Genomic DNA, 16,354 nt, shown 5'->3' with positions numbered 1-16,354 from the left:
TTTTATAATTAATTAAAGTTATGATTAAAGTTAATAATATTGTATTTAGTTATAAACCAGGTGTGCAAAAACCAGCATTAAATAATGTTAGTTTTGAAATCAATAAAGGAGAATATATAGCCATCTTAGGGCATAATGGAAGTGGCAAAAGCACTTTGTCTAAAGTGCTTGTTGCCTTATTAAAACCACAAGCAGGTTTTTTATCTGTTGATGGTATAGTTTATAATCGTCAAAATTTATATCAAATTCGCAAGAAAATTGGTATTATCTTTCAAAACCCTGATAACCAATTTATTGGTTCATCAGTTGAAGATGATATTGCATTTGGTCTTGAAAACCGCAAGGTTCCTCATGAAGCTATGCAAGGCATTATTCATAAAGTGGCGGCTAAAGTTGATATGTTAGACCATTTATCCAGGGAACCAGAGAATTTATCTGGAGGACAAAAACAACGTGTTGCCATTGCCTCAATTTTGGCTTTAGATCCTGATTTAATTATTTTTGATGAAATTACCAGTATGCTTGATCCTAAGGGCAAAAGAAGTGTTTTAGAAATTATCAAGGAATTAAAAGATAATAAAGAGAAAACCTTAATATCTATTACCCATGATATGGATGAGGCTATTTTAGCTGATCGGTGCCTTGTTTTTTCCCAAGGGCAATTAATTGCCCAAGGGAATCCTAAGGAAATTTTAAATAATCAAGAGATTTTAGAAATTGCTAAAATTGATTCGCCATTTATTTATAAATTAAGTAGTTTACTGCATAATATTGAACCCACATACGACAGAGAGGAATTGATTAATCAAATATGCAAATCAAAATTCAAAATGTAATACAAATTTTTAATAAAAAATCTCCTTGAGAATTTGTAGCATTAAATGATGTGTCTTTAGAAATTAATGATGGCGAATATCTTGGAATTATTGGATCAACTGGTTCTGGAAAGACAACTTTAATTGAACATTTTAATGGTTTATTAAAACCAACTAATGGATATGTGCACTGGCAAATAAATGATAATAATAATATTACAGACTGGTTTTATGGTGATAAAACCAGTAAGTTTAAATTTAAAGATTTGCGAAAAAAAATTGGAATAGTGTTTCAATTTGCTGAATATCAATTATTTAAAAATACTATTAAAGAAGATATTGCTTTTGCACCTATTGCTTTTGGAATGCCTAAAGAAAAAGCATATCAAGTCGCTGCTCAATGTTTAGAGGAAGTTGGCCTTGGCCAAGAATATTTAGAAAGAAGCCCTTTTGAATTATCTGGGGGGCAAAAGCGCCGGGTTGCTATTGCTGGTGTTTTAGCTATGAATCCAGATTTCTTAGTTTTTGATGAACCCACTGCAGGATTAGATCCAGTTGGTACAATTGAGATTTTAGATATTTTAAGCAAATTACACCAAAAAGGAAAAACAATTATTAATGTAACACACGATTTAGATCGTGTGTTAGAAAGAACAACTAGAACTATTATGCTACGCCAAGGAAAAATAGTTGCTGATGGACAAACTTATGATGTTTTAAATAATATTAATTTACTTAAAGAAAACTACCTTGAACCTCCCAAACTTTTAGCTTTTATTTATGAGCTTAAAGCAAAAGGAATTGATGTTCCAAAAGTAAAGAACATAAAAGAACTAGCTGATTATTTAAATCAAAGTATTTTTGATAAGGAGGATATTTAATGCAACAAAGTGCATTTGGACGTTATATACCAGGGAATGGCTTTGTCTATAAAATTGACCCTCGTATCAAAGTTTTATTAAGTATTTTATTTATTGTTTTACTTTTTATTGCCTCAAATTTTATTGAATTATTGCTTTTAGCTTCATTTATTACAATTATTTCAATTGTAACTACTAAGCGTATTAGGCCAGTTTTAAAAACTTTAAAACTGCCCTTAATCATTTCAGTTTTTTTATTTGTGGTTAATTTATATACTGTTAATAACGAAACAGTATATAAAAATAATTATTATGTTTCATACTTTTGGCCTATCTTTACATCTGGATCTAAAGATTTAGAAATTGATGGTAAAAAGATTTTGTGAAGTGAATTTTATAATGCTAAAGTTGTTGGACAAGATACCATTGATTATTACATAAAAACATATGGTAATTATGTTAAGATTCAATATGGGGTTTCGATTAATTCTATTAATCGAATCATTACCTTAGTGTTTCGGTTATATGTTATGGTATTAGTTACTAGTTTATTAACTAATACCACTAGGCCAATTTTATTAAACAAATCAATTGAAAGTTTATTATATCCTTTAAAATTTATTTTTATCCCAACTCATATTATTGCAATGATTATTTCAATTGCCTTAAGGTTTATCCCAACTTTAGTAAATGAAATTTTTCGGATTATTAAGGCTCAGTCTTCCCGGGGAGTTGATTTTAAACATGGTAATACTAAAGATAAAATAATTGCCTTTAGTACTTTAATTATTCCATTGTTTGTATCATCATTTCAAAAAGCTGAAGATTTAGCTAATGCAATGGAAACAAGGGGCTATGATCCATATGAAGAGCGTACGAAATATCGTGTCTTTAAATTAAAAATTAGTGATTTATTAATTGTTTTATTATTTATGGGAATTTTAAGTATTTTTATCTTAAATAACATAATAGTAAAACATTCATATTTTGATCCTGCTCACGGGGTTTATAAAATTCATAATATTGGACATTATAGCCTAGTTAACTGAATTTTAATGATAAGAGTAGTCTCATAAAAGCAAGGATTTCCCTTGCTTTTATGTTTTTTATATATTTCTCGTAGTCTTAAAAGGATTTTGTCAACAAGTATAAAAACCATATTAAGTTTTAAAATATGTATTATAATATTAATGTATGTTTTTAACTATCTAGTTAAATCAACATACAAATAAAATATTATTACATTTTTATAGGAGAAACTTATGAAAAAGAAATTATTATCTTTACTTAGCGTAAGTACTGTGTTAGTTCCTTTTGTAGCCGTTTCATGTGGTACAACTCAAGAACCTAAACCAGTTGACCCAACCGCTACTGAAGTTAATGTTTTTAAACAAACACATGCTACAGTTTTAGCTAAGACTGAAAGTAATGTGACCGCTGGTGATGAAGCTAGCGTCAATAGAGCTCTAGGAGACTATAATAACCTTAGTGCTGGAGCTAAAGGGCAATTAACAACCCAAAAAAGTAATTTAGATAAATTAAGTGCTAAAATTACTCAATTAAAAGCAGGACAAACTAAAGATAAAGTTGGAACAGGTGACCCTGCTCCTGGCCCAGCACCTAAACCTGAGAGACCTGGTGAAACTACTGGTAATCAAGCAGTTGCTGCTTTAAAAACTGAAATAAGAACTCTGCTTAGTGAACTTCCTTCACGTAACCCACGTAAGTTAGAAGTTGAATTAGCTTTAAATTCTAATAATGATCAAACCAACTTGGCAAGTATTAAAAGCGAGTTAGAAACTCTTAAAAATGCTTTAAATACTGCTTATGCAAAATTAAAAACAGCGTTAGAAACTAAACTACCTACTGGGAATAAATTTAAAACAAGAGTTTTAAATTATGTTACTACCCGTAGTTCTGATGCTGATGAAATTACTGAGTTAACTAACTTTGAAACTCAATTAACTCAAGAAGAAACTAAATTAAAAGAAGGGATTGAAACTTTAAAATCAGAACTAGGTTACTTTAGTTCTGAAAGTCAATTCAGAAAAGAAAAAGAAGCTGAATTTGCCAAAGCATTAAATGAGCAAACTTACTTCACAGATATTAGCCAGTATTCAGAAAAAGAAACTGAAATACGTGCAAAATATGTCGAGGAAAATAAGAGCAAAGTTCAAGAGTACTTTGGGGAAGCTCCAGAAGATGAAAAATACCAAAAAAATAATTTGGTCAAAGAAAATGACCAAATGTCGGCTGTTAAACAATGATTTGTGATGGGCCAAAAAGGCGGCAATTTGTTCAGATACCTCCCCGGGGATTTCCCGCCCAACATCACAATGTGACTAACTGACGATGAAAATAACCTGCTGAAAGAACCCCGGGAAACTAAAGACACCTGAAAAGTGAACAGCAAATGGGACGATAGAGGGAGACAAAGAGGTACAACCACAAAGAAAGGGACTACCAATGCAAATGTAACCCTGTATGCAGTAGAAGGGGATAGTGCCGCAGACGGAAAGTCAAACCATAACGTCCGGAACAGTAAAAAAATAGAAATAGAAAGTGTCTACGAAGGAGGGGTACACCCAGACATACGAGCGTTGCGAGAATATGACCAGCAAAAAAGATTCCTGGAAAAGGGGGGACACCAAAAAGACGGCACAAAGCAAAAACCTGGATCTATGTACGAAAAAGTGGGAACAAAATTCACACACCAATGAGCTTGGACCTTGAAGCCAAGCGAAGAAAACGCGACAACAGAGGGTACCCTTGAAGTATCAAAAGTGCAATTAGAATTGCAACTCACGAATAATAACCTAAATATGCCAACACAAGTGGGAGGAAACGGGTGGTGAACGTGACCCGAAGAAGTAATAATCAGAGTAAGCACCAACGGGACCACGTGGGAAGAAGTTAAAAATCAAACCCACAGGTACGCAAACGACTGGTTAGGAGCAAACAATGGAAACAAACACGCCGAAAAACAACAAGGAGAAGTAAATATTCCCGACTGAAGTAACAGTGGAACATGAGACACAGGGGCAGAGTACCATAAGAAGTTAACAAAAGACACCGGCAAAATAGTAATAGAATTCGAACCCGTAAAAGCAAAATACCTGCAGGTCGAACTTAAACCCAAAAAAAATACAAAAAAAGATCACAATAAAACCATCACAAAAGAAAACTGATTTGTAAACGGTATACACACTAACCAAAACGCACCCGGGTCAGATGAATGGAAAAATATGGACAAAACCACAGGATTGCTTGACACCCCAATATACCGAGTTGGAGTTTGGGGGCCAAGTGAAAATAACCCATACAAAATAGCCCAAAAAAACAAAACCGCCGGAGGCCTAACCAAAACTCCTGGTACCATCTTTGTTGAAAAGAAAGTAAAAACAGAATCAACCAGTGGTGCTTCTAATACAGGCACCACCACAACAAATCCACAAACTGTTGAAGTTAATAACGGTGCAACTGTAACTATTGAAGATTATGATTTAACTTCTTGAAAAGTTAGTGACTTTTGAATTAAATTTAGAGATGAAGATAAATTAACTATTATCTCACCTAAAATGGCATTTAATATTAAAGAAGTTAAAAAATATTATAAAAAGCAAGAAACCACACAAACTTCTAGTGTGTTAACTACAAGTAGTGATACTGAAACGCAATCAACCAATAATGACCCAGTAGCTGTTGAATTAGAAATTAGACCCGAAGATCAACCTAATAATGTCTTTAGAGTTATCTTAGGTAAAGTTCCTAAACATGACACTTTTAAAGGTACGGAACAAAAACAAGTTGATAGTTTAAACAAAGATAACAAACTACTTAAATATCTATTGAAAATAGATATTGATAGATGAGAAAAAGTAGAAGTAGAATCTCATTATAAAACAGAAATTACTAACTTATTTAAAGTACTTAAAACTAAATTAGAAGGTAAAGATTCTGTTGTAAATACTGAACATCTTAAAGATTGAGCAGATCTTAAGAATAAGATCTTAGATTACAAAGTATATCCTAAACCAGAACCTCAAGCTGAAAATACAGAAACAACAACTGGGGGGGACAGTAGTACTAGTTCAAATGGTGAAACATCTTCTACCCAAACCCAAACTACAAGTGCGGGGGGGTCTAGCTCATCATCTACTGAAGCAAGTAGTGCTGGAACATCTACAACAACAAGTTCTTAATAAAAAAATCAAAGCTTAATTGCTTTGATTTTTTCTTTATTCTTGGTCAATTAATTTCTTAGCTTGCGCAAGCTCAACACTAAAGAAGTTTGTTACACCGCGGCGTTGCATCGTTGCTCCAAATAATGCATCAACACGGGTCATAGTGCCAGTTCTATGAGTGATAACTAAAAACTGTGTTTTATGCTTTAATTCTTGTAAATATTGAGCGTAGCGTACAACGTTAGATTCATCTAAAGCAGCTTCAACTTCATCTAAGATACATAAGGGCAAGGGCCTTGCTCTTAGAATGGCAAAGAGCAAGGAAATAGCAATTAATGCTTTTTCGCCACCTGAGAAAAGTTTAAGATTTTTAACTTTTTTACCAGGAGGCTGTGCATAAATACTTATTCCACTTTCAAGCACGTTATTTGGGTCTAAGAACTGTACTTTTGCGGTTCCTCCACCAAATAACGAAGAAAACACTTTATGCATTTCATCGTTAACATCGTTAACGATGCTTGAAAGTCTTAAAATTATTTTTTTATCTAATTCTGTTATTGCAGCTAAACATAGATTTCTTGCCTCAATTATTTCTTGTTCAGTAGCTGAATCTTTTGTAAAACGTTCATTTAATGCTTCATATTCGGCAATTGAATCTAAATTAACATTACCTAAAGCTTTTATATCGCTCCTTAAACTATCGATACTCTCTTTAGCTGCATTAGCAGCTAAAGAGAGGTCAAAATTGTTTTTAGCATAGTCTAAGGTCATATTATAATGTTCATTAAGTCTTTGCAAATCAATATCTAATTGGTTTTTTGCATTTGTTAAATTACTATTTTTTTTCTTAAAAGAATCTCATAATTTTTCTAACAAACTATGTAATTCTTTTGTTTTTTGGTTATTAGATTCAATATCTGTTGATATTGAATCTTTTTCTTGCAGCGCAATTTGTAAGTTATATTCATTTTGGCTGATTTCTTGTTGTAACTTAAGAATATTAGTTTGAGCTTGATTTAAAGCTTCAAAACTATTATCCTTAAGTTCTAAATCAGTGATTGATAGTTTACTTTTTAGTTTATCAATTTGGTTTTGTTTTTCTTTAATTTGGTATTGCAAGGAAGTAAGCTGAGTTATATTAAACTGCATGTTATTTTGCATTGACCTTAAATTATCATTTAAGTTTTGTAAATCAAAAGCAAGCTTTTGATTAATAAGTTGGTTACCATCATGTTCATCTTGCAAAGTTTTAATTTTATCTTCTAAACCAAAGCTATGATCACTTTGCTCCTTGCTTCCTCCCACTAAGATTCCGCCAACTCTAACTAAATCTCCTTGTAATGAAACTACTGGATATTTTTTTTCAGTTATTTTTGAGATAAATGTAGCTGATTCAATATCCTTAGCGACAATTACATTACCTAATAAAAAATTATTAAGTTTTTGGTATTGCTGATCCACAATAGTTAAATTGCTTGCTAAATCAATATAACCTTTTTGGTTTTTTAAAGCAAATAAATAATCGTCTCGGACATGTTTTGCATCAATTGTAGCAAGGGGGATAAAAGTAGCTCTACCGCCATTGTTTTTTTTCAAAAAATCAATGGCTTTTATCGCTGTATCATTTTGATCTACAACTAAATGTTGTAAGGAAGGTTTTAAAATTGTTTCTAAAGCAACTGTGTATTCACTAGGGGCTTTAATTAAATCGCCGACAATGCCTTTTAAACCTTTAAAAAACGATTTATTTTCTAAAATGGTCTTGGTACCTTGGAAGAGGTTATTGCGTGATTTTAAGATGGTTTTAAGGTGGTTTAATTGGGCCTTCAATTCTGCATTACGTGATTCTTTAGCTTTGTATTTCAAAGTTAACTCATTAATCTCTTGAGTTAACTTTGATATCTTTGTATCTAAGTCTAATTTTGTCTTAAAAATTTCATCATATGTTTGTTTAAAAGCATTAAGATTATTTTCTAAGTCTTGAACTTCAGATATAATAGCTGCTTTTTGTTCTTTGGCGTCTGTAGCTAAAGTTCCCTGAGCCAATAATTTACGTTTAGTTTTTGCTTCTTGAATACTAGATTCTAACCCATCAATACGAACTTTTAAGGTTTCTTTAATATTAGAATATTGAGCAATTTTAGTTTTTAAATCTTTTAAAAGTTCTAATTTGCTAGTATTTTGTGTTTCAAGATCTTTGATATCTAGTTTATAAGAACTTTCGGTTTCTTCAAAACCTTCAAGTTCTTGCGAGAGAGTATCAACAAGATTTTGGTTTTTATCAATATTAAAAGCTAAATATGGTACTTCAATTTCTTGGAGTACTTTACTTAATTCTTTATATTTATAAGCTTTTTCAGCTTGTATTTTTAAAACTTCAAGACGTTTTTGCATTTCAGATAATTTTGCTTGGATAATTTTTAAAGATTGCTGAGCTTGATCTAATTTTTTTAATGATTCTTCTTTACGGAATTTGTATTTTGAAACTCCAGCAGCTTCTTCAAATATTTTACGGCGTTGCTCGTCTGAAGATTGGGCAATATCTGAAACTGTTCCTTGGGAAATAATTGCTAACGAGCTTTTCCCAATTCCAGTTTCCATGGCTAGCATCTTAATTTCTTTTAACCTTGCTTTTTCGCCATTGATGTAATATTCATTAATGCCTTTATCCCTTTCAATTACCCGAGAGATGCTGATAGTATCAGCATCAATAGAACTTAATCTTTCTTTATTATCAAAAGTTAAGGTTACTTGGGCTTTGTTCATGGGCTGGACTGTTTTAGAGCCAGCGAAAATAACATCAGCCATGGAATCGCCACGAAGTTCTTTGGAACTTTGTTCTCCTAAAACTCACCTAATAGCATCATTGATATTGCTTTTTCCTGAACCATTAGGTCCAACAATGCCAACAATTCCTCCGTCAAAACGGAGTACTACTGGGTCCGCAAATGATTTAAAGCCATGGGCTTCTAATTTAATTAATTTCATTTGTAATTAACCTTTTAATTTTTGCAATTTTTCTAAAGCAGCTTGGGCTGCTTGGCTTTCTGCTTCTTTTTTTGATCTTCCTTTTCCTGATCCATAAACATTTTTTTCATGAATTGCTTTAGCTTCAAATTCTTGATGTCCTAATTCTTGAGTTTGGTAAGTCACATTTTCTTTACTCATACTTTGGAATAATTCTTGTAATTTAGTTTTTGGATCTTTTAAATCAGTTAAATTAATTAGGTTTTTATCCTTTACTTCAACTAAAATGAATTTTTTAATAAACATGATAGCATCGCTAAGACCATGGTCTAGGTAAATTGCACCAATTAAAGCTTCAAGCACATCGGCTTGAACCTTTGGTGAATTAATTACATCTTGGTGCATTTTACCAGGACCTGTACGTAATAATTCTGGTAAACCTAGTTTTTGGCTAATCATTGATAACATCTTAGTTTCAACAATTACAGCACGGTAACGAGTTAATAATCCTTGGCTAATTTTTGGATTAGTTTTTAAAATGTATGATGAGACTACAAAACCTAAAGTTGAATCTCCTAAGAATTCTAAGTTTTCATAGTTAACATCACTAGGTTGATCATCTTGGTTGCTAAATGATTTATGGGTTGTTGCTTTGATATATAAAGTTATATCAGCTGGTTTAATATTGATTGTTTCTAAAAACTTTTCTAGTTTAATTTGGTATTCTTGATTGTTAGTTTGCATTAGTTTCTCCTTTGAATTCGTTGATTAAATTATTATCAATTGCTTGGTACATTTGGTCTAGTGCATATAAAATGGCAATTTTATCACTTGAACCATGGATTTTTAAAGCTGGTTTTTGTAAGCCTATGATTCAAGCTGCTCCAGAATTACGATAATCTAATTTTTTCATAATATCTTTAAAAACTGGTTTTAATAATAATGCACCAAGTTTAGTTCTGAGCCTTTTTAAAGCTCCTTCTTTAATTGCATCTTTGAAGGATAAAATCGCTCCTTCAAAGCTTTTTAGGATTAAATTCCCACCATAGCCATCAATGATGGCTATGTCGTAATTACCTTTTAATAAATCTCTTGGTTCGCTAAAACCAATGTAATTTAGCTCATGATCCTCTTGCAGCAATTTTGCTGCTTGGATCGTTGTTTCAAATCCTTTATAATCCTCAGTGCCGATATTTAATAAGGTAATTTGAGGATTTTTAACCTGAAACATTTTTTGGCTAAAAATTTGTGCTAATTTAGCTCATTGGTGTAAGTATTCAGGCTTAACTTGTAAATTAGCACCAACATCTAAAAATAAGATTTTACGCTGATTTAAAGCGCTAAGTATTGGCATAAAGGCGGGGCGATCAATTTCAGGTAAGCGACCAACTTTAAAGGTTAATGCCGTAATATAATTGCCACTTTCACCACCTGAGATAATGCCTTGAGCCTGGTTTTCTTGCAGCATTGTAATAGCCTGGTTCATGGATGTTGGTTCTTTTAAATTTTGCCTCAGGTTTTTTGGATCACTATTTTTATGGTTATTATCAATTAAAGATATTTGTGGATTAATTTCTTTAATTGATAACTTAGATAAATCACCAATTAAAGTGAGTTTTAAATCTTGGTGATTTATCAAAAATTCTTGGCAAGCTTCTAAATAGGCTTGTGGCCCTTGATCTAAGCCATTAATATCAATTACAATATGTTTCATCTTATTCAACTCCTATTAAATAGTGATAATTAGGTTGATTTCCTTCGGTAATTTGCACGTCAATTTCATAGCGTGTTTCTAAATAATTAGCTAAATCTTGAGTACTAGTGGCTGAGCCATCTTCGCCATAATAAATACTGATTATTTCACTTGATCCTTTAATCATTTTAGTGCTTAAAATCCTTAAGGCTTCTTTTTCCGTTTTGCTAGATGCAATTATCTTACCATTTAAAATTGATAAATAATTACCACTTTTAATATTAATACCATTAATAGTTGTATTACGAACTGCAACTGTAATTTCTCCCCAGGCCACATCGTTAATTGCATCACTAATTAATTCATTATTATCCTCAAAATCAAGTTCAGGGCTAAAATTGATAATTGCACTTAAACCTTGAATTTGGCTTTTAGTAGGAATCACAATGACATTTTTATCATCCACAACTTGGGCAGCTTGCTGGGCTACTAAAATAGCATTTGAAGAATTTGGGAAAACAAATACCGTTTCAGCATTAACATTGTCAATTGCATTAATAATTTCTTGTGCTGATGGATTTTTGGTTTCGCCAGCTTCCACGACAAAATTAGCTCCTAGTTCATACATTTTGTCAATAATTCCTTGACCAATATTACATGATACTACCCCACATTTTTGGCGATCTTCTGATTCTTTTGCATTTTGAAGTTTTTCACTATTTGCTTTTGAATTATTAGCTTGCAAGGTCATGTTTTCAGATTTAATTTTAATAAATTCGCCATACTTTTGTAAAAGTGTTAGAAATTCACCAGGTATTTTCGTATGACCATGGACTTTGAGAATTTCATCATCGCTCACAATTACTAAAGAATTAGCTAATTTTTCTATTTCTTTAGTTAAAGGATCTTTATCAAAGTTTTGCCAATCATTTAATTGGATTAAAACTTCAGTACAATATCCAAATTCACCTTCATAAACTTCACTATCGCTAACAAAGGTTGAAATATCTTCATTTTGTGAAGATATTTCAACTGGACGATTATTTAAATATTCATTAATGCCTCAAAAGATTTTGTATAATCCTTCGCCCCCTGAATCTGTTACTCCAACTTCACGCAAGATCTTAAGCTTATTTGGTGTTTCATCGCAGCTTTGGCGGCAATACTTTAATAATTTACCAAAAACTTCTTGTAAGGTAATATTTGGATCATTAGTATCTTGATATTCTTTAACAATTGCTTCAACTGTTTCTCTAATCACAGTTAAGATAGTTCCTTCAACTGGTTTAAAAACTGATTTATAAGCTCTTTCAACTGCCGCTTGCAGGGCCTTTAAAAATTCAGGTAAACTTAAAGAATCTTTGCCTTCAGAGCCTAATGCAAAACCCTTAAAGATTTGGCTTAAAATAACTCCCGAATTACCACGAGCTTCATAAATCATGGCTGTTGAGACTAATTTTGTTGCTTCTGAAATAGGTGTAGTTGCATCAACTGTTTTAAGTTTTGAAACAATTGAACTAAAAGTTGAAGACATGTTGGTTCCAGTATCACCATCAGGTACTGGAAAGACATTTAAAGCATCAATTTTATTTTTTGCATTTTGTAATGAATAGGCTCCTGAAATCATCATATTGGCAAAAGTTAGTGAATCAAGAAAAATTGGTTTATTCATAAATTACTCCTTTAATAGTAATTGTTAAGTTTTTCAGTTTTTGTTTTGTTAATTTAAATTCATAACTAAGTTTTTGGTTTATCTCCATAATTAATTCATTGGCTTGCACACCTGCTAAAATTGAGATTGAAGCTTTGAAACTTCAAATATTATCTAATTGAAAAACTTCAATTAAATCTTCGTAATTAACTTGTGCCACCACATTCATGGTTTGGGAAACTGGATGAATTTCCTTAATTCCTGGTGTGGAGGTTAAGATGTTAATAAATAGTTCTTTGACTTGATTTATGTTCATAAATCCCCTTTGTATAATTTATAAAATAAAAACTTATTATTTATATTTTTATATTATAAATTATAATTATAATTTAACAAATAATATTGTTGATTATTAGGAGACTTTTTATGGCAAATATTGTGGCCAAAGCAATTGTATTAGAAATTGAATTACGTAATGATAATAACCACGTAGTTAGTTTTTTTACTAACTACGGGGTTTTAAGGCTAGTAGCTAGCGGTATTGATAAGCCTTTATCGAAAAATCGAGCTAATTTACAACTTGGTAGCCTTGTAGAAATTGAATATTTTTCGGCAAGATTAAAAGGAAAAACTGGGCGGTTAAAAAAAGCATATTTATTAAAAATGTATGATCTTACTCAGGTGCAAAGAGTGTATTTTTTTAAAAAAATCAAAAAAGTTTTAATGTATATTAGAGAAGTTAACCATTTATATGATTTATATTTAAAAGTATTTGATTATTTAACTAAAGCATATACTCTCAAGATTTTGACGTTTTTTTATGCTCAAAGTTTATATTATTTTGGAATAAATCCCAGTTTTGAATCATGTTGAGAATGTGGAGAAAACCGCAATTTAGTTTCATTTGACTTTTATGAAGCTGGTTTTGTGTGCAAAGAGCATTGTAATCCTCGAAAACTAATGAGCGTGGAATATTTGAATGCAATTTGGGCTTCATATCATAATTTAAAAAAATATTTATTATTAGTTGATTATAATTTAGATATGAACTTAAGGGCATTATATAAAAATCTATTAGTAGAAGCTGGTTATTATATTTAAAAACAGATCAAAGTAATTTGATCTGTTTTATTTTGGAAAAGTTTTTTTCTTATAATTTCGCAAGACTTGCAACATTTGTGACTCTTCAAAATAACTGTGCTCTTTATTATGCTTATATTCATTATATTGCTTTTGGGTTAATAATTTATCTTTAAACATGATATCTAGATAATAATCAATGATATTGCTACTAAAGAAATATGAATCGTTATTATACATTCAAATGATGTTTTGAATTTCGTTTAAAATTGCTTCTTTGATTAATGGACCATAATTGAACTTACGGGCATTTTCTTCAAATTCTTCTTTATCTACAATTTGCAATTCTTTATTTGGATAATGCTTGATATCCAAATCATAATCAATAAATTTAATGGTATTATCTTCATAAATTGGGTACGAGGCTAAATTAATATAATAACATTTTGCTCCATCACGAAACATCATAATTGAATTATAAAAACTTGCTTTTGGAATAAATCATAAAGCATCATCTTTATATGATCATCCCTTGCGACCTTTAATATTTTCAATAACCCTTGCGCCTTTTAAAGATAAAACAATATGACGGGGGTTATGAAATAAGATTTTAGCATTAGTTCACTGGCGGTATAAAAATCCATTATGTTTGTAAGCTTGCACATTTACAATTGAGCCCACTTTAATATCATTAAAATCTCATGACATTATGGCTTAAGCTTTCTTATCGTTGCTTGGTTATTGATACTGTCAACGATAAATTTTTCAAAGTTGCTGGTTGTTACATTAGTTGATCTTTGGGTTGAAACAGCTCTTTGAGTTGGTAAGGTAATATTATATGTTAGTAATTCATCATCAGTTGCTTTGCCATCTTGATTGGTATCATACCATAAATGAATTGTTGAATTATCTTTAACATCCATGAAGTTTTTGGTGATATAACTCACAAAGTTTTGGCTATATCCTGCATCAGCAGGATATAAACGATTTTGAATTTGTTTTTTACGATTTGTTGAAGGATTTTGACCATCTTCGGACATTTTTGCACCTTCGTCAATATCTTTATGACCAAAGAAATTGAATGTTTTAGTAGTCTCAAATAGGCTTTGTTCATAAATTTTGCCAGTTTGATCTTTTAAGACTAAACCTGTTGCTTTAGTATTTTCTGCTAAATAACCAGAGAATTTTATTAAGGTTGGATAACTAGTGTTAGTATTTTCAATACCTCTATCATTATTTCTTAATTCATTTTTGGTAAAGATTTGACTAATTGTTTTGCCATATCCCATAGTTTCTAAAAATACTTTGTAAAAATCAACTGACCGGTTTTTAGTTTTAGTTTCGGGTAATTCGCCAGGTACTTCAATGGTTCGAGTAACTGTTTGAGGGCGTCCAAAGATTGTTTGAACTCTTTCTTGTTTTTGTTCTGTTTTCTCAACGATACGATATTTATTGATATCAAAGACTGAGTTTGGTAAAACAGTGGCATTAAACTTAGGACTATTATCATATTTATTATTACCTTCACCATTTTGGAATCAACCTTGGCGACGTAATGAATCAAAGTTATTTAAATATGTATATGATCAATCCTCAGCATTACCAGAAGGTGAAAAGATTCTAATCCCTTGATATTCTCCTTCTGAATTAGTAAAGTATCTTGATCCAAATCAGTTAATGGTGCTTTTTCTTGCAGCCTCATTATCATAACTTTCATTTTCTTCATCAATTGAAAAATATGATTCATAGGCATATTTAGTATATTCACGTGGCACTAATTCAGTTAAAGAAAAGTTGTATTTAATTCTTGATTTAGTTGTTTGGAATGAACCACTTGGGCTAACACTCATTACCTGGCTAATATTGTCATTACCAACTAAATGTGCAGGAGTAGTTAGTTCATTAGCTAAGCGTCAGATATCATTCAATGATAAATTACGGTAGATTAAAGTTTCTTTAACACGAGAATTAACGCCTAGTTTTTCTAAGACTTCGTCTTCAATATAGGTTTTTTTCGTAACATCATAATTTAATAAACTATAAAAATTAGCGGTAAAATATGAGTTTCAAAATTGTCTTGCTCCATGTGAATGATCAACATTTTCTTGGGTAGTTCCTGGGTTATAATAAACTTCAGTTAACTGACGTTTATTAATATCTTTAGATTTAGCTTCAGTCACTTGTGCTTTAGGATCTTCAATTAATCCTGTCTCAGCATACACTGTAACTCAGTGGTGCATATATTCATGGAAAATTGTTGGCATTAAATTACCAATAATTTGGTAAGTATCAAAGCCTTTTTCTTGAGCATTTAGACCATTAACAAACATTCTCCGTGAATCAGGCATATAAAGTCCATTTACTTTTTCATTAATGATTGCTAAATCATTAATTGAAATAGATTTCAGATCATGAATTTCTGCCCCATAAGGAATTTTACGTTTAAATTCATGGACTAATTGCAATAATCCTTCTTTACCAAGTAAATATTTAGTTTCTCCATTTGCTTGGTAACTAAAATCTCTGAAAATTAAACCAATTTCAGGATCTACATATTCTAAATATGGTTCATTATTGCGCATTTTAACTTGTACTTGATCAAGTGAAGTATATAAAGTAGAATTAAGTCTTTTGATTTCTTGTTCTTTTTCTTGAGGAGTTAAAGCACCAATAAAGCCGACTTCTTGCTCTGAAATTGGTAAAAAGTTTTGTACTTTATTTGTGTAAATTTCTTTTTTTGGTTGTTGATTTGGTATTTCTTTTTGTGTTTGACCATTATCTGGATTTATATCTTGCGGTGGATTTTGTTCATTGCCTTGGTTTGGCTCTTGTTCCTCATCTTTTTTAGGTGGCGTTCCAATGATGCTTATTTCAATTGGGTCACTTTGTTTTGGTTCTTGAGGCCCTGTAATTTCTCTTTGGTTACCAGTGCCGGGATCTGCTGGTTCTTTATCATCTTTTTTGTCTCTAAAAATACCTGCAATTGAACCAATTCCAGTTAAAAGATTTTCAGTAAAACTACATGATGCTGTAACTGTAGTAATTGATAAGAGTGAAAAAACAGAGATTTTTTTAATTAATTTCTTAAATTTCATAGTTAAATT

Annotated in this window: 12 protein-coding genes; 5 read left to right on the top strand and 7 right to left on the bottom strand. The window is 31.1% G+C overall.

The window, feature by feature from the left end; genetic code table 4:
* Window positions 1-20: 20 nt before the first annotated feature.
* The 4 genes from AC0B4K_RS04070 (at window position 21) to AC0B4K_RS04055 (ending at window position 5,877) form a co-directional block, all read left to right on the top strand.
* On the top strand, window positions 21-836 hold the full coding sequence (locus AC0B4K_RS04070) for an energy-coupling factor transporter ATPase (protein ID WP_465103894.1): 816 nt from the start codon (window positions 21-23) through the stop codon (window positions 834-836).
* Window positions 812-1,696, top strand: a complete 885-nt coding sequence (locus AC0B4K_RS04065) for an energy-coupling factor transporter ATPase (RefSeq protein WP_465103893.1) — start codon at window positions 812-814, stop codon at window positions 1,694-1,696. The genes AC0B4K_RS04070 and AC0B4K_RS04065 overlap by 25 nt, the downstream gene beginning before the upstream one ends.
* Window positions 1,696-2,751: an energy-coupling factor transporter transmembrane component T family protein gene (locus AC0B4K_RS04060; protein WP_465103892.1), complete on the top strand. Its 1,056-nt coding sequence runs from the start codon at window positions 1,696-1,698 to the stop codon at window positions 2,749-2,751. The genes AC0B4K_RS04065 and AC0B4K_RS04060 overlap by 1 nt, the downstream gene beginning before the upstream one ends.
* Before the next feature lie 186 nt (window positions 2,752-2,937).
* Window positions 2,938-5,877 carry a variable surface lipoprotein gene (locus AC0B4K_RS04055; RefSeq protein ID WP_465103891.1) on the top strand — a complete coding sequence of 980 codons (2,940 nt, stop codon included), beginning with the start codon at window positions 2,938-2,940 and terminating at the stop codon, window positions 5,875-5,877.
* Between the two features lie 36 nt (window positions 5,878-5,913).
* Here the strand turns inward: AC0B4K_RS04055 and AC0B4K_RS04050 are convergent, their stop codons facing one another.
* From AC0B4K_RS04050 to AC0B4K_RS04030, 5 genes are read right to left on the bottom strand one after another with little or no spacing between them, the layout of a single operon-like run.
* Window positions 5,914-8,847, bottom strand: coding sequence for an AAA family ATPase (locus AC0B4K_RS04050; protein WP_465103890.1), 2,934 nt, complete (start codon window positions 8,845-8,847; stop codon window positions 5,914-5,916).
* 6 nt (window positions 8,848-8,853) lie between these two features.
* Window positions 8,854-9,570, bottom strand: coding sequence for a ribonuclease III (rnc, locus tag AC0B4K_RS04045; protein WP_465101775.1), 717 nt, complete (start codon window positions 9,568-9,570; stop codon window positions 8,854-8,856).
* Entirely contained in the window at window positions 9,560-10,540 is a 981-nt protein-coding gene (gene plsX, locus AC0B4K_RS04040; RefSeq protein WP_465103889.1) for a phosphate acyltransferase PlsX, read from the bottom strand. Before plsX ends, rnc begins: the two co-directional genes overlap by 11 nt.
* Before the next feature lies 1 nt (window position 10,541).
* Entirely contained in the window at window positions 10,542-12,191 is a 1,650-nt protein-coding gene (locus tag AC0B4K_RS04035; RefSeq protein ID WP_465103888.1) for a DAK2 domain-containing protein, read from the bottom strand.
* On the bottom strand, window positions 12,184-12,486 hold the full coding sequence (locus tag AC0B4K_RS04030) for a hypothetical protein (RefSeq protein WP_465101772.1): 303 nt from the start codon (window positions 12,484-12,486) through the stop codon (window positions 12,184-12,186). The genes AC0B4K_RS04035 and AC0B4K_RS04030 overlap by 8 nt, the downstream gene beginning before the upstream one ends.
* Window positions 12,487-12,596: 110 nt before the next feature.
* Here AC0B4K_RS04030 and recO point away from each other — a divergent pair, with 110 nt between their 5' ends.
* Complete coding sequence (recO, locus tag AC0B4K_RS04025) at window positions 12,597-13,271, top strand: DNA repair protein RecO (protein WP_465103887.1); 675 nt, start codon at window positions 12,597-12,599, stop codon at window positions 13,269-13,271.
* 27 nt (window positions 13,272-13,298) lie between these two features.
* Here the strand turns inward: recO and AC0B4K_RS04020 are convergent, their stop codons facing one another.
* Both AC0B4K_RS04020 and AC0B4K_RS04015 read right to left on the bottom strand, forming a co-directional pair.
* Window positions 13,299-13,958 carry a DUF402 domain-containing protein gene (locus AC0B4K_RS04020; protein ID WP_465101909.1) on the bottom strand — a complete coding sequence of 220 codons (660 nt, stop codon included), beginning with the start codon at window positions 13,956-13,958 and terminating at the stop codon, window positions 13,299-13,301.
* Window positions 13,958-16,345: an MYPU_1760 family metalloprotease gene (locus AC0B4K_RS04015; RefSeq protein ID WP_465103886.1), complete on the bottom strand. Its 2,388-nt coding sequence runs from the start codon at window positions 16,343-16,345 to the stop codon at window positions 13,958-13,960. The genes AC0B4K_RS04020 and AC0B4K_RS04015 overlap by 1 nt, the downstream gene beginning before the upstream one ends.
* Window positions 16,346-16,354: the final 9 nt, after the last annotated feature.

Source organism: Mycoplasma sp. 11548, assembly GCF_055523555.1.
Note: the sequence above shows the minus strand (reverse complement) of the source record. Positions and strands in the feature narration are given on the sequence as shown.